The following is a 20,086-nucleotide window of genomic DNA, read 5'->3' on the forward strand; positions in this document are numbered from 1 at the left end:
GTCAACCCGCAGAGTCGATCGTGTTTCGCACCCGAGCGGTCGACACCGTACGGGTCAGGCGCCGAGGTGGCCCGAGACACGTAGCGCGTGGACAAGATCGCGCTCATGGGCCGCGGTTCCGGCACGGGCGGCGGCCAGCAGACGGGGGACGAGACGGGCGGGGTCGCGGTCGGCGATTCGCGCCGTGTCGGCGGGGGTGTGCAGCTGGGCATAGGCGACGAGCAGGGCGAGCGCCTCGGGGGCGCGGCCGTCCTCGTCGAGGGAGAGTACGGCGGCGGCGATCTCGTCCGCCGGGCGGGTCACGCCCTGGCGCAGGAGCTGGTGGCCGTCCTGGGCGCGGCCGGCGGCGGAGAGGGCGCCGGCGATCGCCGCGAGCCGCAGCACGGGCTGCGAGGCGGCCTCCCACAGCAGCGTGGCCCAGTCGGCCTCCAGACCGGCGCGGTGGAGCTCGGCGGCGAGCACAGGAAGCCGGCCGGCGGGCAGGGTGGCGGCCTCGCAGAGGAGGGCATGGGCCTCTCCGCTGCGACCCTCCGCGCGCAGCCGCCCGAGGGAGCGCACGGTCTCGTGCGCGGCGCGCAGGGCGTCCTCGGGGTCGACGAGGACGGGCTGCTCCTGTTCGGGAGCCGTGCCCGCGGCGCCGTACCGTGCCCCGCGGGGCAGATCCCCGCCGACGGGGAGTTCGGGCACGGCGACGGCCTCGACGTCCTCCTCCATGCCGGCGAAGCGCGCGCCGCGCGGGCGCCGGCGCTTGTCCCTGGCCCCGGCCTTGCCGCCGTCCTTGCTGCCTCTGCCCTGGTCACCGGAGGCAGGGGTTTCCGCCTGCGGGGCGGTCCGAGGGCCTTCCTGCGCCGGAGCGGACCACTGCGCCGACTCCGGCCGGGAAGCCTGCCGCGGCACCCGCTCCCCCGGTCCCGGGGCGCCGGCCCGACCGTGTTCCGGCGGAGGCAGAACAGCCAGGCGCCGACGCAGTTCGGCGACCCTCGCGGTGGCCCGCACGTGGTCGTCCCTGACCCATTCCAGCTCGTACGTCAGCTGTTGTGCCGCCTGCGTGCCCTCCGGCTCGGCGGCGATCAGTCGGATGAGCTCCTCGTTGCGACCGGTGGCGTGGATCAGTTCACGCCGCATCAGCTCCAGGCGCTCCACAAGGGCCTCGCGACCGCCCGGCCGGCGGTCGTGGGCCGCGGCCGAGGCCGTGTGCAGTTGCTTGGCCCGGAGTTGTTCCTGCTCCACGAACTCCCGCCCCCGCACCACCGCGAGATCCTGGAGCAGCGATCCGACGACGTCCCACGGCGGGACCTCGAAGCCGTCCAGACACGCCTGCATGCCCTGGGGGTCGCGGTGCAGAAAGACCGCGTACCAGCCGCCGTCACGGTCGAGCAGCGCGGCAAGCCCCTTGAGATACCGCGCGAACACACCGGTCTGTGCCGGTACTTGATGCACCGCCATCACTGTCCCGCCCCACCCTCGACTGGGTGGCATTGGACATCAGACGTGTTACGGCACTGCTACGCGCTGTTTTCAGATGGTTACCGCGATGCCGGTGTGCGGACGCTTGCCGAGCCGCGCCAGCGTGGCCGGCCAGTCGACCAGCCAGAACTGCCAGGTGTACTTGCGGGCCAGGAGTTTGCGGATCCGTGCGGTCGCCGCCGCGTCGAGGAGCTCGGCCGTCCCCTCGGCGGTCGGGGCGCCCTCGGCGATCCGGCCGCGCACGTCGCACACGGTCACCACGACGCGCGGGTCGTTGCGCAGCCGCTTGACCTTCCAGGAGTCGGTCCGGGTCCAGGCGTACAGCTTTCCGCCGTCCTCGGCGAACCAGACGGGGGTGGCGACACCGGTTCCGTTCTTACGGAACGTGGTCACGCTGATGTACTTGGCGGCGGCGAAGTCCTCGGCAGTCACGTGCGCGAGACTACGCCGTGTCCGGGGCCCCCGGGCGGCCGGTCCGGCCGTCCGCATCCGTACTCCGCTTCCGGCTGTTCGCGCCCGTACTCTCCGGACCCACCTGACCGCGCCCGTGTTCCGGGTCCGCCTCCCGCGCGGCGACGAGCTCGGGCCGGTGCGTCCGCGCCCAGTCGCACGCCGCGTTCATCGGCTGGACGGCCGACCGGCCGAGCGCGGTGAGTTCGTACTCGACCCGTGGCGGATTCTCGTCGTACGACGTCCGCTTCACAAAGCCGTTGCGCTCCATCGCGCGGAGCGTCTCGGTGAGCACCTTCGGGGTCACCCGGTGCAGTGCGACGCGCAGTTCGGAGAAGCGGCGCGGCGCGTCCTCCAGGCAGCGCATCACCATCCCGGACCACTTGTCGCCGAACCGGAACGGCTGCAAACCGGCCGAGCAGTCGGGATCGGCGAACATGTCCGGCCGCAGCGGCTCGGGCTTCGTCTCCATGCTCTCCATCCTGCGCGCTCCGCCGGGTCCGCCCGGTACCTTTGCAGTAACCGGCCACCTCCGTTCTACCGTCCGGGACATGAGCCACATCATGGTGTTCGGAGCAGGCGGACGGGTCGGAAGAGCGGCGGTGTCGGAGGCGGCGGCGCGCGGGCATGCGGTGACGGCGGTGGTGCGCGATCCCGGCAGACATCCGGATCTCGCGGCGGACGGCGTGACGGTCGTGCCCGGTGACGCGACGGACGGCGCATCCGTCGCCCGGCTCGCGGCGGGCCACGACGCGGCGGTCAATGCGGCGGCGCGGCTGGACGTCCCGGCGGAGGAGTTCTTCACTTGCGCGGCCGAGGCGATGGTCACCGGGCTGACCGAGGCCGGCGTGCACCGCTTCCTGACGCTGGGCATCGCCTCGACGCTGGAGACGTCACCAGGGGTACGGGTGATGGACGATCCGGACTTCCCGGAGCCCTACCGGGTGTTCTCCCAGGGGCATGTCGCGGAGTTCGACGTGCTGAGCCGGGCGCCCGAGGAGCTGGACTGGCTGATGGTCGTCCCGCCCATGGACCTGGACGCGGGAGCTCCCCGCACGGGCCGCTACCGGACGGCACGGGGGCAGCTCATCGACGGCGGCGGACGGATCGCGCACGGCGACCTGGCCGTGGCCCTGCTGGACGAGATCGAGCGGCCACGCCATCGCCGTATCCAGCTCGCGGTGGCGGGTGAGGTCCCGTCGCTCGCACCGGAATCCGCTCACTGACCCGGCCTGTTCCGAACGACAGCCCAGGTCGTACCTGATCGGCCCGGAGGCCCGTCAGGCCGCCGGCACCAGTGCGCAGCGCACCACCAGTTCGTCCATCGACAGACCGAGCACCCGCGCGAGTGCGGCGACCGTGAAGAACGCGGGCGTCGGGGCCCGGCCCGTCTCGATCTTGCGCAGGGTCTCGGCCGAGAGGCCGGCGGCCGCGGCGATCTCCACCATGCTGCGGTCGCCGCGCGCGACGCGCAGGATCCGGCCGAGCCGTTCGCCGCGTTCGCGCTCTTCGGGGGTGAGAGGGGTGCGCACCATGGCGGTATTCTAATGCTGGTATTCCAATACCGGTAGGACCGGTATAGTAATTGGCATGGTAGAGATCAAGACGGACGCCTCGATCGAGGCGATGCGCGAGGCCGGCCGCCTCGTGGCACAGGCACTCACGGCAGCCCGCGAGACTGCGGCGGTGGGCGTCAGCCTGCTGGAACTGGACCGTGCCGCTCGCTCGGTGCTGGACGAGGCCGGGGCGGGATCACCGTTCCTGGACTATCACCCCTCATGGGCTCCCATCCCCTTCCCCGCCGTCATCTGCGCCTCCGTCAACGACGCGATCGTGCACGGCATCCCGGACGGATACCGCCTGCGCGACGGCGATCTGGTGAGCCTCGACTGCGGGGCGATCCTGGACGGCTGGGTGGGCGACTCGGCCGTCAGCTTCACGGTCGGGCGCGCCCGGCCCGAGGACGTCCGGCTGATCGCCACCGCCGAGGAGGCCCTGGAGGCCGGTATCGCGGCCGCCGTCGTCGGCAACCGCATCGGTGACATCGCCCATGCCGTCGGCCGCGTGTGCCGGACCGCCGGATACGGCATCCCGGACGGCTTCGGCGGTCATGGCGTGGGGCGCAGCATGCACGAGGACCCGGGCGTCCCGAACGAGGGACGCCCGGGCCGGGGCATGCCGTTGCGCCACGGGATGGTGCTGGCGATCGAGCCGATGGTGATCGGCGGTGGCACCGACGGCCACCGCACGGCGGGCGACGGCTGGACGATCCGCACGCTGGACGGCAGCCGCGCCTCGCACGCGGAGCACACGGTGGCGATCACGGACGACGGCCCGCGCATCCTCACGGCGCTCTGACCGCGCCCTCGCGGACCGCAGGTCCCGCCGCCAGATCCCCCGCTGTCAGACCCCGGCGACGAACTGCCTGGCGAGCGTCTCGCCGAGAGTCGCCGCCGCCTCGTGGTTCTCGATCGGCAGCACTGTGGTGTTCGGGAAGAAGATGTACGTGACCCCGGCGGCGGTACCGCCGGTCGACGGGTCCGGGTCGATCCCCAGCGCCCGGGCGGTGGCGTAGGACGCCTCGCCGATGATCTGACTGGGACCCGTGTCCCCGACGACCGCGTACTGCACCTGATCGTTGTGGACGACGGCGACCACCCCGCCGCCCTTGATGCCCGCGCTGCCGTAGTTCCAGATGGCGCTGCTGGTCGGTACGACGACATACGGCAACCGCTCGGCGTCGAGGGCCCGGCCGTCGGACTGGTGGAAGGCCGTCGCGGCCTGGAACCAGGGGTCGGTGCCGGTGTTGCACGCGTTCGTGACCTGGCCGTCGCAGTCGATGTCCATGTCGGCCGTCCAGTACACGACGCCGTCCTTGCCGCACACGGGGATCGTCGCCGGGGCCGCGCTGTCCGTCCGGTACAGGCCGTTCGAGATCTGCGGACAGCCCGTCACCTTGGCGAGCAGGTCGGCCGCCGCGACCGTGCCTTCGCGGAAGGCACCGGTGCCGGTCGCCGCGGAGCTCGCCGTGGCGGGCAGCGCGATCGCCGCGAGGAGGGCGGCGCCGGAGACGGCGAGCGCGAGAGTGCGAGTGCGCATGGGGGGTGTCGCCTTTCTGTAAGGAAAGCGTCCCTACCCGCTCACGCGCACATCCGATCGCCCCCCACCCGGCGCCCGCCGGCGCCCGGACGGCCAACGTCCGCCTCCCGTACGGGGTTTGGGGCCCCGGACGGGCAGCGGACGTTTGCGCCGTTCGGTCAGCGGCCGTACGGATGACCGCTGGGGCGGACGACCATGGCCGATCCGCCGCCCCTGCGGACCTTTTCGGCGGCGGCGAGCCAGCGGCCGTCGGGCAGCCGCTCGATACCCGTCGCCGCGCCGATCTCCGGGTTCTGCCGGAAGGCGTGACCGATCTTCTCCAGCTGTCCGCGGAGCGGGCTGTTCCACAGCTCCGGCTCGATCTCCGTCGTCGTCTGGTTGCGCTGGCTGGCGCGCGGCGCGGCGATCGCGTCCACCAGGGGCAGATTCCGGTCCAGACGACCCGTCAGCGACTGGAGGACGGTGGTGATGATGGTCGCGCCGCCCGGGGAGCCGAGCGCGAGGACGGGACGGCCGTCGTCGAGGACGATCGTCGGCGAGATCGACGAGCGGGGACGCTTGCCCGGACCCGGCAGGTTCGGGTCGTGCACCGCCGGGCTCGCCGGGGCGAAGGAGAAGTCCGTGAGCTCGTTGTTGAGCAGGAAGCCCCGGTCGGGCACGGTGATGCCGCTGCCGCCGGTCGACTCGATGGTGAGCGTGTAGGCGACGACGTTGCCCCACTTGTCAGCCGCCGTCAGGTGGGTGGTGTTCTCCCCCTCGAACGTGGTCGGGGCGGCCGTGCCCGATCCGCCGCACGCCACCGGCTTGTTCGGATCGCCCGGCGCCAGCGGGCTGGTGAGCACCGCGTCGTCCTTGATCAGGCATCCGCGCGAGTCGGCGAACCGCTGCGACAGGAGCCCCTTCGTCGGCACCTTCTCGAAGGCCGGGTCACCGACCCAGCGCCCGCGGTCCGCGAAGGCGATCCGGCTCGCCTCGATGAAGCGGTGCAGATACTGCGTCTGCGTGGCCTTCGACAGGTTGCTCCGCTCCAGGATGTTGAGCGCCTCGCCGACACTGGTGCCGCCGGAGGACACCGGAGCCATGCCGTAGACGTCCAGGCCGCGGTAGGAGACCTTCGTGGGCGCCCGCCGGATCGTCTCGTACGCGCGGAGGTCGCGCGCGGTCAGATCGCCGGGCCGTACGACCCGGGTGGCGCCCTTGGCGACCGGGGGCGTGCGGACGGTGCGCACGATGTCCTGGGCGATGTCGCCGCGGTACAGCGTGCCGACGCCCTTGCGGGCGATCTCCTTGTACGTACGCGCCAGATCCGGGTTCTTGAAGACCGAGCCGACGACCGGGAGCTGCCCGCCGGGCAGGAAGAGCTCCGCCGACGCGGGGAAGTCCGCGAACCGGGCCTGGTTGGACTGGGTCTGCGAGCGGAAGGTGGCGTCGACGGTGAAGCCGTCCTTCGCGAGGCGTTCGGCCGGCTGCAACAGCTGGCCGAGCGGCCTGCTCCCCCAGGCGTCCAGCGCCGACTCCCAGGTCGCCGGGGTGCCGGGGGTGCCGACTCCCAGGCCGCTCGTCACGCCCTCCTCGAAGGGGATGGGCTTGCCGTTCTCCAGGAAGAGGGAGGCGTCGGCGGAGCGGGGCGCGGTCTCGCGGCCGTCGATGGTGTGGACCGTGCGGGACTTCGCGTTGTAATAGACGAAGAAGCCGCCACCGCCGATGCCGGCGGAGTACGGCTCGGTGACGCCGAGCGCGGCGGCGGTCGCGACGGCGGCGTCCACGGCATTGCCACCGCGGCGCAGCACCTCGATGCCCGCGGCCGATGCGTCCGCGTCGACACTGGCGACGGCGCCGCCGTAACCCACGGCGACCGGTTTCTTGACCGGTGCCCCGCCCGGCGGCGAGGAGGTGGGCGGGGCCGCGGCCCCGATCGAGATCACGGCCGCGGTCACGGCCAGAGCCGACACATTCCGTGCGACGGAGCGACGCATCCGTACCTCCAGTCAATGTACGTCCGCGCAGCGTAACTTCACCGCGCGCATCCCGTCAGGACCGTCTCGAACAATGTCGCGACAACCCCGCTACCATGCGCGCCCATGACTGACGACGTACGCAACATCGTGCTCGGCGTGGTGGCCGCCGGCATCAGCGCCACGCTCGGCTGGCTCGCGCGCACGTATCTGTGGCGCCGCAAACTCCGTCGCAAGCAGGCATTCTTCGGTCTGCCCACGAATTCCGAGTCGCTCCTCGTGGTCAACCGCGAGGCCGGCCGGGACGGCTCCGTGCACCGTTTCGACGTCTTCGCCCTCCTGGAGCTCTCCGCGCTGATCAAGGGCTGCGGGGCGCACGCCCAGATCGTCTGGCACGACACGGCCCAGCAGGGCTTCGGCGAGCGCACGGAGTTCTGCGTGGGAGGCCCGTTCAGCAACCGCCGGATGGCCGCGCATCTGCATTCGCTGCTGCCCGGCGTGCGGATCAACACCGATCCGGAGCCCGGTCCGGACCAGGGGGCGTTCCAGATCGGGTCGGAGCGCTACCGGATGGAGCCCGGCGTCGCCGAGTACGTGTTCCTCGCCCGGCTCACCGCGGGCCAGGACGCCCGGCCGGTCTTCCTCTTCTGCGGCCAGCGCGCGATAACCAACCAGGCGGCGACCCGCTATCTGGCCCGCAACCACGAGAGACTCACCCGCAAGCACGGCGCCTCGTCGTTCTGTCTGCTGCTCAAGGTGGTCAACTCGCAGGCGTACGGGCCGGACGTGGTCGAGCTGGTCGCGGACGTCACCCGCGCGGCACAGGCACCGCTGCCGACCCCGCGGCCCTCGGCCCAGGCAGCGAGCTAGGTCTGATCCACACGAGGGACCCCCAGACCGCGTCCGCGCTCCGTCAGGACCGTCCCGCACGCACCGCGGTCCCCTGCGGGGCGTGCCGTGCGATCGCGTCGAGCAGTTCGGCGGCTTCCAGGTCGAAGACGCGCGTCTCGAAGCAGAGCCCCTGACCGCCTGCGGGCCGTCCGAGGTCGGCCGCGAGTCTGCGGTACGCGGCCCGTGGCCGGCAGGTCGGCGGCAGGCCACCGACGGGTGCGGCGCAGTCGACGACGACATGGTCGGGCGGGGCGCTCACACCGGTGATCCGGGACCAGGCGACGGTCCTGGCCGGCCAGAGCGGCAGCCGTACCTCCAGCCCGTCGGCGTCGACGGTGAGGCGCATCGGCCGCACCAGATGGGCCGCGCAGCTGACGGCGAACACGGCCACCGGCACGCCGACGACCGCGAGCGCGATGCCTCCGGAGGTGCCGTTGGGTCCCTCGACGATCGACGCCGTGGCGATGCCCCAGACCACGAGCAGCACGATCGCGGCGAGCGGTATCCACTCGGCCCGCCGCCTCAGCCTCAGTCGCAGGATCGTTCCTGCCGGTGCCGGATCCATCTGGCGAGAGTGCCTGACGACCGGACAGAACACCAGGGGGTGAGGGCCCGCGGGGGTCGCGGCCGGCCCCGGACCCGGCGCTCGCCGTGGACCAAACGTCCCTTTCCCTGCGTTTCTCATCACACCGGAGTTAGGGGGAAATCCGGGAAATTCCGGAACCCGTGACATCGCAGCGGACTCTCACTGCGCGACAGTGATCGCAACGGAGGTTTTGCCTTGAGCCGCACACGACCGCGCTTCCCGCTCGGCCGCCGACCCGTCCGCCCCGCCGTGTCCGTCGGCGGCGCGGTGCTTGCCGTGCTGCTCACCGGATGTTCCGGCGGCGCCGCGGACGCCGATGCCGACGGCAAGGACGGACCCTCGATCTCGGTGACTCCGACCGGCAAGCAGGCCGCCGGCGCGCCCGTGCGGGTGACGATCGCCGAGGGGAAGCTGAAGGAGGTCACGGTCACGGACGCCAAGGGCGGACGGCTGGACGGACGCATCGCCGACGACGGCAGGAGCTGGACGTCGGCACGCCCCGCGACTCCGGGCACGCGCTACTCGGTCGAGGCGAAGGACACCGGCGGAGGCGCCGCCACGGCGGCCTTCGCCACCGCCGCCCCCGCCAAGGTCAACAAGCTCGCCATGGCCCCGGGCAAGAACGCCACGGTCGGCGTCGCACACCCCCTGTCGATCGTGTTCGACCACCCGGTGAAGAACAGGGCCGCGGTGGAGAAGCACCTCAAGGTCACCACCTCGAACAACACCGAGGGCTCCTGGGGCTGGATGCGGGACTGGTCGGGCAAGGACAGGATCGACTGGCGGCCGAAGGAGTACTGGCAGCCGGGCACGAGGGTCTCGCTCCAGGCGAAGCTGAGCGGGATCGACTCGGGAGCGGGCGGGTGGTTCGTCCGTGACTACGCGACGACCTACACCATCGGCAGGAGCCAGTCGGTCGCGGTGGACCTGGACCGCCACCGCCTGACGCTGGTGCGCGACGGCCGTGCGGTCAGGGAGGTGCCGATGTCCGCGGGTACCCCGGGCGGCGAGAAGGCGTCCTGGCGGGGCAGGACCGTCCTGATGGCGAAGGAGGGCACGATCAACATGCGTTCGGAGACCGTGGGCCTCGGCGACGCCTACAACAAGATGGTCGACTACTCGATGCGGCTGACGTGGTCGGGCATGTACGCGCACGCGGCGCCGTGGAACGCCGGCTACTTCGGCAACGCCAACCGGAGTTCGGGCTGCATCGGCATGAGCGACGCGGACGCCAAGTGGGTCTACGGCCAGGTCCAGGTGGGCGATCCGTTCGAGGTCACGGGCAACGAGGCCAAGGGCACGCAGGCCCTCAACAACGGCTACGGCGAGTGGAATCTGCCGTGGGACGCCTGGCGGACGAAGAGCGCGCTGTATTGACGCCACGTCCAACAATCTTTACTCACACGTAACTTACCGAGGAGTTACCTCGCGTGAGTCGCTGACGTTACCGTCGGGTCACTTTCCCGTGACACGTGTGAGGAGTGACCTGTGGGACAGCCGCGCAAGGTTCTGCGTACCACCGCCATCGGCACCGTCTCCGCCGCGCTCCTCGCCGGGCCGGCGGCCGGTGTCGCGCCGGCCGCACCGGTAGCGGGAGTGACCGCACCGCGCAGCGCCGAACAGCAGGCCGGGGTGCCCGGCGTACGATTCGTCGACATCAAGGGCGACGGCGGCACGGTGCTCAAGGGGAACGTGGTCACCCCGGCGGGCGCGGACGGCAGCCGCACCTACCCCGTACTGATCCTGCCGACCAGTTGGGCGCTGCCCCAGATCGAGTACCTCGCACAGGCCAAGAAGCTCGCCGACGCCGGCTATGTGGTGGTCACCTACAACGCCCGTGGTTTCTGGCAGTCGGGCGGCTACATCGAGGTGGCGGGGCCGCCCGACGTCGCCGACGCGTCCAGGGTCATCGACTGGGCGCTGGCCAACACCCCGGCCGACCCGAGCCGGATCGGCATGGCCGGTGTCTCCTACGCGGCCGGGATCAGCCTGCTGGCCGCCGCCCATGACGAACGGATCAAGGCCGTGGCCGCCCTCAGCGGCTGGGCCGACCTCGTCGATTCCATCTACCGCGGCCGCACCCAGAACCGGCAGGCCGCTCTGCTGCTCAGCGGCGCCGGCTATCTCACGGGCCGGCCCAGCCCCGAATTCCAGCAGTTCACCCATGACTTCCTCGGCTCCCATCTCGACAAGGAGCAGGAGATGGTCGACTGGGGGAAGAAGCGCTCACCGGCCGCCTTCGTGGACCGGATCAACGCCAACGGTACGGCCGTGATGCTGGGCAACGCCTGGGGCGACACGGTCTTCCCGCCGAACCAGACCGCGGACTTCTACGAGAAGCTGACCGTCCCGAAGCGGCTGGAGTTCCGTCCGGGCGACCACGCCACCCCGGAGATCGGCGGTCTGCTCGGGCTGCCCAACGACACCTGGACCAGCACCCACCGCTGGCTCGACCACTACCTCAAGGGCGACGACAACGGCGTGGACCGCGAGCAGCCGGTCCGTCTCAAGTCCCGTTCCACCGGCGCGTACGAGAGCTACCCCGACTGGAAGTCGGTGGCGGCGGACCGGCGCAAGCTGGACCTGGACGGTACGAAGAAGATCTGGGCCAACATCGACTCGGGCGCCAACGGCGGGCTCATCCTGCTGTCCAGCATGCTGGACCAGTTCGTGAAACTACCCCCGATCGCGTCGATCCCGCTGCTGCCGCGGCCGTTCGCCGCGGTGTGGCAGTCGGAGCGGTACGACTCGGCGCAGCAGATCCGGGGAACGGCGAAGCTGCACACCACGCTCACCGGTACCAAGGAGAGCGGCACCCTCGTCGCGTATCTCTACGACGTGGGCCCGCTCGGCCTCGGCAAGCTGGTCAGCAATGCGCCGTACACCTTCCACGACAAGACGCCCGGCACGCCGTTCGCCGTCGACCTGGAACTGTTCTCCACGGCCTACGACGTACCGGCGGGCCACCGTCTCGCCCTGGTCGTCGACACTGTCGACCCGCTCTACATCGAGCACAACCCGTTCGGCGCGCAGCTGACCTTCTCCTCGTCCGCAGCCGACCCGTCGTATCTGTCGGTCCCGCTGCGCCAGAAGTGATCACCGGCTGCTGCCAGGGGCCCCCGCCCAGGGCGGGGAAATGAGTCGTGCCCCATGAGCTGCTGTCCTGCCCTCCGCGCCTATCGAGGCTCGGGAGGACCCCCGGGCAGCAGCGTCCCTGGTTCGGCCGGGGCGATGTCCACGGCCTCTGTTCTCGGATTGCGCCGCTGCCGCCTGGCCATCCAGTTGGCGAACCAGGAGAGCAGCATGCACATCCCGATGTAGATCGGCGAAATCACCATCACCACAGGGATGAACGGCAAATCGTAGTCGAGATTCGACGCGATGAGCTTGCCCGCGTGGAGGAATTCCTCGTAGGTGATGAGATATCCGAGCGAGGTGTCCTTGAGAGCGACCACCAGTTGACTGATGATCGTCGGCAGCATCGCGCGTACGGCCTGCGGCACCAGGATGTTGGCCATGACCTGTGTCTTGCGCATCCCGAGTGCGTACGAGGCCTCCTGCTGGCCGCGCTCCACGGAGTTGATGCCGGCCCGGAAGACCTCGGCGAGCACCGAGCCGTTGTAGAGCGTCAGTCCGGCCACCAGAGCGGGCAGCGGCTGCACCTTCAGCGCGACGAAGATGAAGAAGATCATCACCAGCACGGGCATGGCCCGGAAGAACTCCACGATCACCGTGGCCGCCCAGCGCACGGCCCGGTGGTCGGAGAGCCGGCCGACGGCGAGGAGCCCGCCGAGGAGGAGCGAGAGCACCGCGGCGCAGGCGAACGCCTTGAGGGTGTTGCCGAGCCCCCTCAGGAGCAGCTCCTGAATGCCCTTGTACTCGAAGGGGGTCCACTTGGCCGCGGTGAACTGGCCGGTGTCGAACAGCAGATAGACGATCCAGCCGACCAGGGCGAGGACGGCGAGGGTGGAGACGACTCCGTAGAGCCGGTGCCGCCTGCGGGTGTGGGGTCCGGGGACGTCGTAGAGGGCGGTGGAAGTCATCGGGCGACTCCGAAGCGCTTCTCGAGCACGTTGAACAGCGCACTGATGGTCAGGGTGATGATCAGGTAGCCGACAGCGATCCAGACGAAGGACCAGATGATGCTGTAGCCCATCTCGTTGAGGGGCTTGTAGACGCCGAGGAGCTCGGTGACGCTGAACGCGCCCGCGATCGCGGAGTTCTTGGCGAGGGCGATGAGTGTGGAGCCGACCGGTGGGATGACGCTGCGGAACGCCTGGGGCAGCACCACGGTGTTCAGGGTCTGACCGAAGCCCATTCCGAGGCTGCGGGCCGCCTCCCCCTGGCCCGTCGGCACGGTGTTGATGCCGGAGCGCAGCGCCTCGCAGATGAAGGCCGAGGTGTAGCAGCCCAGGGCGATCACCGCGAAGACCTGGAAAGGCAGGACCAGCCCGAACCGCGGAAGGCCCAGCAGGACGGCGAAGAACAGCAGGGTGAGCGGGGTGTTGCGCAGCACGGTCACCCACACCGTGCCGACGACGCGCAGCGAGCCGACAGGCGCGACGCGGAAGGACGCCATCACGAAACCGAGGACCAGGGCGAGGAGCGAGGCGTACACCGTGAGTTCGACGGTGCCGAGAAAGCCCTTGCCGTACAGGGAGAAGTTGTCGATCAGTACGTTCACAGGTGCCTCGCTCAGGACGCCGGATAGCGGTCGATCGGGGGCGGTTTCGGGGCCGGCACCCCGGACAGGCCGAGCGTCGCGGCGTAGGCCTTCTGCCAGTTCCCGTTCTTCTCGTTGGCCGCGAGCGCGTCGTCGATCGCGAAGCGCAGGGCGTTGTCGTTGCGGGGGACGCCGATGCCGTACGGCTCCTCTGAGAACGGCTTGCCGACGACCTTGAGTTCGTCGGGCACCTTGGCCGCGTAGCCGGTGAGGATCGCGTCGTCGGTGGTCACGGCGTCGACCTGGTAGGTGAGGAGGTTGTCGACGCAGACGGAGTAGGTGTCGTACGCGACGAGGTCGGCCTTCGGGTAGTCGCTCTCGATGCGCTGGTAGGGGGTCGAACCGGCGGCCGAGCAGACCCGTTTGCCGTCGAGGTCCTGCGGGCCCTTGATGTCGTTCTCGTCCGCCCGCACGAGCAGCGACTGACCGGCGAGGTAGTACGGGCCCGCGAAGCCGACGAGCTTCTTGCGGTTGTCGTTGATGGTGTAGGTGCCGACGTAGTAGTCGATCTGGCCGTTCTGCAGGGCGGTTTCGCGGTTCGCGGAGGCGATCGTCCGGAAGATGATGGTCCGGGGGTCGAAGCCCAGATAGGCGCCCACCATTTTGGCGATCTCGATGTCGAACCCGGTGTAGAGGCCGGTGGCCGGGTCCTTCTCGCCGACGTACGGCTGGTCCTCCTTGGCCCCGACGACGAGGTGGCCGCGCTTCTCGGCCTTGCGCCAGGTCGGCGAATCGGGCAATTGGAAGCCCTTGTTCACCTGGTAGTCCGGCAGTTGGTCGGCCTGCGGCCCCTTGACCGGCGGGCTGCCCTCCTTGCCGCAGGCCGTGACGGCCAGGGCCGCCAGGACGAGCGTCAGCGCCGCCAGGGCGCGCCTCGTACGCATCATCGGTACAGCACCCCCGTCAGTGCTTGAGGATCTTGGACAGGAAGTCCTTGGCCCGGTCGCTCTCCGGGTGGGTGAAGAAGTCCTCCGGGGCGCGGTCCTCGACGATGCGGCCGTCGGACATGAACACCACACGGTTGGCGGCGGAGCGGGCGAAGCCCATTTCGTGGGTGACGACGACCATGGTCATCCCTTCGCGGGCGAGCTGCTGCATCACCTCCAGCACCTCGTTGATCATTTCCGGGTCGAGGGCGGACGTCGGCTCGTCGAAGAGCATGACCTTGGGGTCCATCGCGAGCGCGCGGGCGATGGCGACGCGCTGCTGCTGACCTCCGGAGAGCTGGGCGGGGTACTTGTCGGCCTGGGAGGCGAGTCCGACACGGTCGAGGAGCTCATGGGCGCGTTTGTGCGCGTCGCTCTTGGAGCGGCCCCGGACCTTCACCGGTGCGAGCGCGACATTGGCCAGCACGGTCTTGTGCGCGAAGAGATTGAAGGACTGGAAGACCATGCCGACGTCGGCGCGAAGTTTCGCGAGCCCCTTCCCCTCCTCCGGGAGGGGTTGGCCGTCGATGGTGATGCTGCCGGATTCGATGGTCTCGAGTCTGTTCACCGTCCGGCAGAGGGTCGACTTACCGGAGCCCGAGGGGCCGATGACCACCACCACCTCCCCGCGCCCGACGGTGAGGTTGATGTTCTGGAGGACGTGCAACTGTCCGTAGTACTTGTTGACGTCGCGCAGCTCGATCAACGGATCAACGGCCATAGACTGCCCTACCCACCCATCGCTGTGTCGAGGTCAGCGCAAACTATCCAGCCCGATAAGGGACTTCACACCCGACACGCATAAATAGGGCATAAGCCGTATTTACCAACTTCAGGCTTCGGCGGCCTCCGCGTAGACCTGGGACAGCTCCGGCGAACCGTTGACGGCCCAGTCCAGACCGGCCTCCACGACGCTGATCTCACGGCCGGAGACGAGGCGCACCACCGGGCTGCCGCCCGGCCAGATGTGCCAGCTCGCGCCCGGGACCGTACGCACGATCACCGTGCCGAGGTAGAGCCCCGCGTCGTTGCCGAGCCAGGGCAGCTCCTCGGGGTCGTCGCGCCAGCGTGGCGGCAGCTGGTCGAGGGCGCTCAAGGATGCCGGGGAGTCGTCCAGTTCGAGCCCGGCCTGCCCCACTCGGACACGCAGCAACTCGCACTCCGAGAGCAGCTCGGCGATGGCGGCCGCACGCTCGGGGTCCTTCTCGGCGGCCGCGAAGTCACTCTCACCGGTGTCGGCGCTGTGCCGCTTGAGCCAGTTGTCCAAGAAAGGGATGTTCATACCACTCAGCCTCGCATCCCGGCGGCCTGACGCACCACAGGGCACGCGTCGGCAGTCGTCAGATGTCCAGATCCACAACCACCGGGGCGTGGTCCGACGCGCCCTTGCCCTTGCGCTCCTCACGGTCCACGAAGCTGTCCTTGACGGCCTGGGTGAACGGCTCGTTGCCGTAGACCAGGTCGATGCGCATGCCGCGGTTCTTCGGGAAGGCCAGCTGGCGGTAGTCCCAGTAGGTGAAGGGCTGGTCGTACTTGAGCGGACGCGGCACCACGTCGGACAGACCGGCCTCGCGCAGCGACGCGAGCGCCGCACGCTCGGGCTCGGTGACATGGGTGCTGCCCTCGAAGACCGACCGGTCCCACACGTCGTCGTCGGTCGGCGCGATGTTGAAGTCGCCCAGCACCGCGAAGGGGCGGCTGGCCGCGGTGTCCTCGGCCACCGACAGCTTGAGCGCGTCGAGCCAGCTCAGCTTGTAGGCGTAGTGGTCATGGGCGACCTCGCGGCCGTTGGGGACATAGACCGACCGGAGGCGGACCGGTCCGCAGGTGCCGGCGATCGACCGCGGTTCCTGTGTGCCCTCGTAGGCCGGGCCGTCGGGCAGACCCTTGACCACGTCCTCAAGGCCGACCCGGGAGACGAGCGCCACGCCGTTCCACCGGCCGGCGGCGTGGACCGCCGACTCGTAGCCGATCTCGCGCAGCGCGTCGGCCGGGAACTGCTCCTCGGTGCACTTGGTCTCCTGGAGGCACACCACATCGGTGCCGCTGCTCTCCAGCCAGGCCAGCAGCCGGGGCAGCCGGGCGGTGATCGAGTTGACGTTCCACGTGGCGATGCGCATGAGGAGAAGCCTAGCGGCGGGGTGTGACAGTCACAGGTCCGCCGTCACCCCCGGGCCGAGCCGGTCGTGCTCCGCGCCGCTGAGGTTGCCGAGATGCTGGTCGTACAGAGGGCGAGCGAGGTCGGTCAGCAGGGCGTCGTGGATGTCGACGGACCGCCGCGGCTTCACCTCGCGCACATAGTCGATGATCTCCGCGATCTTGTTCCACGGCGCGTGCACCGGGAGCATCAGTGTCTCGACGGGGTGGTCGGGGACCGTGAGCGCGTCGCCCGGGTGGAAGACCGAACCGTCCACCAGGTAGCCGACATTGGTGACCCGCGGAAGGTCCGGGTGGATCACGGCGTGCAGTTCGCCGTGGACCTGGACGTCGAAGCCCGCCGCGGTGAAGGTGTCGCCGTGCCCGACCGTGTGGACACGACCCGGGAACGCCACCGAGATCTTCTCGGCGACGCTCCTCAGGGTCCAGATCTCCGCCTCCGCGTTGGCCTCCAGCGCCGCCCGCAGCCGGCCCTCGTCGAAGTGGTCGGGGTGCTCGTGGGTGACGAGGACCGCGTCGGCTCCGACGGCGGCGTCCTCCTCGCTGAAGGCGCCGGGGTCGACGACGAGTGTCCGTCCGTCCTTCTCCAGCCGGATGCACGCGTGCTTCTTCTTCGTGAGCCTCATGACTCCATCCTGCTACGACCGCGGCGTGGTCTCCTCCTGGATGACGGCCTGGGCCACCTTGAAGGCGGAGTTCGCCGCGGGGACACCGCAGTAGACGGCGGTGTGGATCAGCACTTCCCTGATCTCCTCGGGGGTGAGCCCGTTGCGCAGCGCCGCCCTGGTGTGGAACGCCAGCTCGTCCAGGTGACCGCCCGCGACCAGCGCGGTCAGGGTGATCACGCTGCGCGTGCGTCTGTCGAGTCCCTCCCGGGTCCACACCTCGCCCCAGGCGTAGCGGGTGATCAGCTCCTGGAAGTCGCCGGTGAAGTCGTCGGCGGCGGCCGTCGCGCGGTCGACGTGCGCGTCGCCCAGCACCGCGCGGCGCACCGTCATCCCCGCCTCGTAGGGGTCGGGGCGGCCGTGCGTCACCGCCTCGGGCTGTGCGTGACCGGCGGGGCCGATCTCGGCGACCGGGCCCATCGGCGCGGAGACCGCCGGTACCGCGTGCGGCACCGGGATGGCGGTCAGCGTGTCCTGCCAGGCGCTGGAGAAATGGCGCACGAGAAGGTCGGTGACGGCGGAGGGCTGCTCGACGGGCGCGAGGTGCGAGGCACCGGGCACCAGCGCCAGCCGGGCGTCCGGTATGCCGGCGACCAGGGTGCGGGCCTCGGCCGGTCCGGTCACCTGGTCCTCGGAACCGACCAGCACGAGCGTGGGCACCCCGACGCGGCCGAGCTCGGCACGGACGTCGAAGGCCGCGAGGGCCTCGCAGGTGGCGATGTAGCAGCCGGGGTCGGTGGTGCGCACCATCTGGACCGCCCATTCGACGATCGCCGGCTGCGCGAGGGCGAAGCCCTGGGTGAACCAGCGTTCCGGCGCGCTGCGGGCCATCGGGTCGAGGCCGTTCGTCCGCACGATCACGCCCCGCTGACGGAACTCGTCGGCCGTGCCGAACCGCGGCGATGTGGCGACCAGCGCGAGCGACGCGAGGCGATGCGGGTGGCGCAGCGCCAGTTCGAGGCCGATCGCACCGCCGACGGAGCAGCCCGCGTACCCGAAGCGCTGGATGCCCAGCTCGTCGAGCGTCGTCAGCAGCCGGCCGGCGAGCTCGGCGACGGAGGGGGCGGGGTACGCGGGAGCGCCGCCGTGTCCGGGGAGGTCGAAGCGGAGGACCCGCCACTGGCGGGCGAGGTCCCCGATCTGGCGGTCCCACATGTGCCAGGTGGTCCCGAGCGAGGGCCCGAGGATGAGTACGGGGGCGTCGTCCGGACCGTCGATCCGGTACTGAAGGGTCTTCGGGGGCGTCTGCGTGTCACTCACCCGCTCCACGGTAGTGACTCCGGGGTCATGAGTGGACGGCCCCCCTCCGCTCACTGCCGCGAGGCCCGGCCGCATGCCGGTCAGGGGGTGGTCGTGGACACGACGTAGACCTTGGGACGGTCCGTACGGGTCATGTCGACCGTGATGTCCTGGCTGGGCAGCGGGTCCTTCTGCGTATGGCTGGCGCCCGCCCAGTCCCGGGACGGCGGGAACTTCCAGCCGACGGTGTCCGCGTCCCGGTCGCCGATGGTGATCTCGCCGTTCTTCAGCGCCGCGCGGTTGATGCCGACGCCCTCCAGGAACAGGTCCAGCCCGGCGGACGTGGTCCGGAACTGCACGAACAGCCGGCTGGTCTTCCAGTTGCTGGTCTCGTAGTACGCGACACCCTTGGACTTCGGAGGGATCGGCACCCCGAAGACCCGGCGCTTCATCTGCGACGGCCAGGTGTCCCGCAGCCCGCTCGCCGAGGACTCGGCCTCCTTGTCCCGGCCGCTGTCCCGGCTCTGCTCCGCGGAGACCACCAGATAGCCGGCCGGGATACCGACGAGCAGCACGATGATGATCGCCGTCAGCCAGCGGCGGCGGATCATGTGGCGTCGGTCCTCCGGCGGACGGAAGTTCTCGTCGGGGGCGGCGGACTGGCGGGGCACGGTCATGACTACGGTTCCTGGGTGGGGCCGGGCGATCCGGCGTTGCGGAGGGCCTGCGCATAGCGCTCGTACCGCTCGTGGCGCTCCACCCGCCGCCGGTTGGTGCGGCGGAAGCGGCGTGCCACGAGCCGCGCGAGGTCGGCCGCGCCGACCATACCCGCCTCGGGCCCGAGCTGCGCCTTCGCGATCTTGGCCTCGGGCCGGTATCCGCGGCCCGTCAGGTGACGGCGGAACGCGTCCCGGGCGGGGCCGATGAGCAGGTCGTCGGCAGCGCTGACGCCTCCGCCGATGACGAAGCAGGAGGGGTCGAGCGCGGCGGCGAGGTTGGCGATGCCGACGCCGAGCCACTGGCCGATGTCCTGGAACAGTTCGACGCACATCGCGTCGCCCTCGCGGGCGAGTTCGGTGATCAGCGGTCCGGTGATGTCGCCGACGTTGCCGCCCACCCGGTCGATGAGGCTGTAGGCGACCGGCGAGTCGGCGGCCGCCAGCTCACGGGCCTCGCGGACGAGCGCGTTGCCGGAGCTGTACTGCTCCCAGCAGCCTCGGTTGCCGCAGGGGCAGCGGTGCCCGCCGGGGACGACCTGCATATGGCCGAACTCACCCGCGACCCCGTACTTGCCGCGCTTGACCTGGCCGTCCTCGAGGATCGCGCCGCCGATGCCGGTACCCAGCGTGATCATGACGAGATGGTCCTCGCCTCGGCCCGCGCCGAAGCGCCACTCCGCCCATGCGGCGGTGTTGGCGTCATTGTCGACGAGCACGGGGACGGCGAGCCGGGCCGTGAGCGCGTCGCGCAGCGGTTCGTTGCGCCAGGCGAGGTGCGGGGCGAAGAGCACCGTGGACCGGTCGGCGTCGACCCACCCGGCCGCTCCGATGCCCACGGCGTGCACGTCGTGCCGGTCGGAGAGGTCGAGCACGAGCTCGCAGATGGTGTCCTCGACGACCTTCGGGCTCTTGGACTTGTCCGGTGTCTCGGTGCGGACCTTCTCCAGGATGACCCCGTCGGCGTCGACGACGCCGGCCATCACCTTCGTCCCGCCGATGTCGATTCCGACGGTCGGCACACGCGGCGCGGTGAGGTGCGAACGCCGCTCCCGGGTGCCGACGGTACGCAGGACGGTGGCGCGGGCGGAGCCGCGGTGGGCGAAGTCGCGGTAGGTGCTCATGTCCCTGCGGGGTTTCGGGGGCGGCTGACGGGCCCGATTCTGCCATCCGGGCCGTCGGCCCGCGGCCCCGGCCGAGAGCCGACGGCCC

The 20,086-nt window shown here is 70.6% G+C and carries 22 protein-coding genes; 5 read left to right on the forward strand and 17 right to left on the reverse strand.

What is annotated here, in order from left to right; genetic code table 11:
- Nucleotides 1–54: 54 nt before the first annotated feature.
- From ACFWU3_RS10370 to ACFWU3_RS10380, 3 genes are all read right to left on the reverse strand, one after another.
- Nucleotides 55–1,446 carry a hypothetical protein gene (locus ACFWU3_RS10370; protein ID WP_384434085.1) on the reverse strand — a complete coding sequence of 464 codons (1,392 nt, stop codon included), beginning with the start codon at nt 1,444–1,446 and terminating at the stop codon, nt 55–57.
- Nucleotides 1,447–1,518: 72 nt separating this feature from the next.
- Complete coding sequence (locus ACFWU3_RS10375; protein ID WP_384434088.1) at nt 1,519–1,899, reverse strand: PPOX class F420-dependent oxidoreductase; 381 nt, start codon at nt 1,897–1,899, stop codon at nt 1,519–1,521.
- Between the two features lie 10 nt (nt 1,900–1,909).
- Nucleotides 1,910–2,389, reverse strand: coding sequence for a winged helix-turn-helix transcriptional regulator (locus ACFWU3_RS10380; protein ID WP_384434092.1), 480 nt, complete (start codon nt 2,387–2,389; stop codon nt 1,910–1,912).
- A gap of 79 nt (nt 2,390–2,468) precedes the next feature.
- On the opposite strand from ACFWU3_RS10380, the gene ACFWU3_RS10385 reads away from it, so the two are divergent.
- Nucleotides 2,469–3,143, forward strand: a complete 675-nt coding sequence (locus ACFWU3_RS10385; protein WP_384434094.1) for an NAD(P)-dependent oxidoreductase — start codon at nt 2,469–2,471, stop codon at nt 3,141–3,143.
- A 54-nt stretch (nt 3,144–3,197) separates the two neighbouring features.
- Here the strand turns inward: ACFWU3_RS10385 and ACFWU3_RS10390 are convergent, their stop codons facing one another.
- Nucleotides 3,198–3,452, reverse strand: a complete 255-nt coding sequence (locus ACFWU3_RS10390) for a helix-turn-helix transcriptional regulator (protein WP_313943265.1) — start codon at nt 3,450–3,452, stop codon at nt 3,198–3,200.
- 55 nt (nt 3,453–3,507) lie between these two features.
- Between ACFWU3_RS10390 and map the strand changes: the two genes are divergently transcribed.
- Nucleotides 3,508–4,275, forward strand: coding sequence for a type I methionyl aminopeptidase (gene map / locus ACFWU3_RS10395; protein ID WP_384434098.1), 768 nt, complete (start codon nt 3,508–3,510; stop codon nt 4,273–4,275).
- Between the two features lie 45 nt (nt 4,276–4,320).
- On the opposite strand, the gene ACFWU3_RS10400 is transcribed toward map, so the two are convergent.
- Nucleotides 4,321–5,016: a glycoside hydrolase family 75 protein gene (locus ACFWU3_RS10400; RefSeq protein WP_384434102.1), complete on the reverse strand. Its 696-nt coding sequence runs from the start codon at nt 5,014–5,016 to the stop codon at nt 4,321–4,323.
- 158 nt (nt 5,017–5,174) lie between these two features.
- Complete coding sequence (gene ggt / locus ACFWU3_RS10405) at nt 5,175–6,992, reverse strand: gamma-glutamyltransferase (RefSeq protein ID WP_384434105.1); 1,818 nt, start codon at nt 6,990–6,992, stop codon at nt 5,175–5,177.
- A 105-nt stretch (nt 6,993–7,097) separates the two neighbouring features.
- Here ggt and ACFWU3_RS10410 point away from each other — a divergent pair, with 105 nt between their 5' ends.
- Nucleotides 7,098–7,841 carry a hypothetical protein gene (locus ACFWU3_RS10410; protein WP_384434108.1) on the forward strand — a complete coding sequence of 248 codons (744 nt, stop codon included), beginning with the start codon at nt 7,098–7,100 and terminating at the stop codon, nt 7,839–7,841.
- Nucleotides 7,842–7,884: 43 nt separating this feature from the next.
- On the opposite strand, the gene ACFWU3_RS10415 is transcribed toward ACFWU3_RS10410, so the two are convergent.
- Nucleotides 7,885–8,427: a PH domain-containing protein gene (locus tag ACFWU3_RS10415; protein ID WP_384434111.1), complete on the reverse strand. Its 543-nt coding sequence runs from the start codon at nt 8,425–8,427 to the stop codon at nt 7,885–7,887.
- A 216-nt stretch (nt 8,428–8,643) separates the two neighbouring features.
- Here ACFWU3_RS10415 and ACFWU3_RS10420 point away from each other — a divergent pair, with 216 nt between their 5' ends.
- Together ACFWU3_RS10420 and ACFWU3_RS10425 are read left to right on the forward strand one after the other, a co-directional pair.
- Nucleotides 8,644–9,825, forward strand: a complete 1,182-nt coding sequence (locus ACFWU3_RS10420; RefSeq protein WP_384434114.1) for an Ig-like domain-containing protein — start codon at nt 8,644–8,646, stop codon at nt 9,823–9,825.
- A gap of 111 nt (nt 9,826–9,936) precedes the next feature.
- Nucleotides 9,937–11,544, forward strand: a complete 1,608-nt coding sequence (locus tag ACFWU3_RS10425) for a CocE/NonD family hydrolase (RefSeq protein ID WP_384434117.1) — start codon at nt 9,937–9,939, stop codon at nt 11,542–11,544.
- An 80-nt stretch (nt 11,545–11,624) separates the two neighbouring features.
- Here ACFWU3_RS10425 and ACFWU3_RS10430 read toward each other — a convergent pair whose 3' ends face one another.
- The 10 genes from ACFWU3_RS10430 to ACFWU3_RS10475 form a co-directional block, all read right to left on the reverse strand.
- On the reverse strand, nt 11,625–12,491 hold the full coding sequence (locus ACFWU3_RS10430; RefSeq protein ID WP_384434120.1) for an amino acid ABC transporter permease: 867 nt from the start codon (nt 12,489–12,491) through the stop codon (nt 11,625–11,627).
- On the reverse strand, nt 12,488–13,132 hold the full coding sequence (locus ACFWU3_RS10435; RefSeq protein WP_384434123.1) for an amino acid ABC transporter permease: 645 nt from the start codon (nt 13,130–13,132) through the stop codon (nt 12,488–12,490). The genes ACFWU3_RS10430 and ACFWU3_RS10435 overlap by 4 nt, the downstream gene beginning before the upstream one ends.
- 11 nt (nt 13,133–13,143) lie before the next feature.
- Nucleotides 13,144–14,058, reverse strand: coding sequence for a glutamate ABC transporter substrate-binding protein (locus tag ACFWU3_RS10440; RefSeq protein ID WP_384434126.1), 915 nt, complete (start codon nt 14,056–14,058; stop codon nt 13,144–13,146).
- A gap of 16 nt (nt 14,059–14,074) precedes the next feature.
- Nucleotides 14,075–14,818 (reverse strand): amino acid ABC transporter ATP-binding protein, encoded by a 744-nt coding sequence (locus ACFWU3_RS10445; RefSeq protein WP_384434129.1) that lies wholly within the window; start codon nt 14,816–14,818, stop codon nt 14,075–14,077.
- A 111-nt stretch (nt 14,819–14,929) separates the two neighbouring features.
- Nucleotides 14,930–15,379, reverse strand: a complete 450-nt coding sequence (locus ACFWU3_RS10450; protein WP_327678842.1) for a DUF6278 family protein — start codon at nt 15,377–15,379, stop codon at nt 14,930–14,932.
- Between the two features lie 58 nt (nt 15,380–15,437).
- Nucleotides 15,438–16,217 (reverse strand): exodeoxyribonuclease III, encoded by a 780-nt coding sequence (locus ACFWU3_RS10455; protein WP_384434132.1) that lies wholly within the window; start codon nt 16,215–16,217, stop codon nt 15,438–15,440.
- Nucleotides 16,218–16,247: 30 nt separating this feature from the next.
- On the reverse strand, nt 16,248–16,880 hold the full coding sequence (locus ACFWU3_RS10460) for an MBL fold metallo-hydrolase (RefSeq protein WP_384434135.1): 633 nt from the start codon (nt 16,878–16,880) through the stop codon (nt 16,248–16,250).
- A 12-nt stretch (nt 16,881–16,892) separates the two neighbouring features.
- The gene (gene pcaC / locus ACFWU3_RS10465) at nt 16,893–18,179 is read right to left on the reverse strand and encodes a 4-carboxymuconolactone decarboxylase (protein WP_384434138.1); all 1,287 of its coding nucleotides are present in this window, start codon (nt 18,177–18,179) and stop codon (nt 16,893–16,895) included.
- Between the two features lie 80 nt (nt 18,180–18,259).
- The gene (locus ACFWU3_RS10470; protein ID WP_313943282.1) at nt 18,260–18,835 is read right to left on the reverse strand and encodes a hypothetical protein; all 576 of its coding nucleotides are present in this window, start codon (nt 18,833–18,835) and stop codon (nt 18,260–18,262) included.
- 2 nt (nt 18,836–18,837) lie between these two features.
- On the reverse strand, nt 18,838–19,998 hold the full coding sequence (locus tag ACFWU3_RS10475) for an ROK family glucokinase (RefSeq protein WP_313943283.1): 1,161 nt from the start codon (nt 19,996–19,998) through the stop codon (nt 18,838–18,840).
- Nucleotides 19,999–20,086 lie beyond the last annotated feature (88 nt).

This window comes from Streptomyces sp. NPDC058685, assembly GCF_042714725.1.
Classification (GTDB): Bacteria; Actinomycetota; Actinomycetes; order Streptomycetales; family Streptomycetaceae; genus Streptomyces.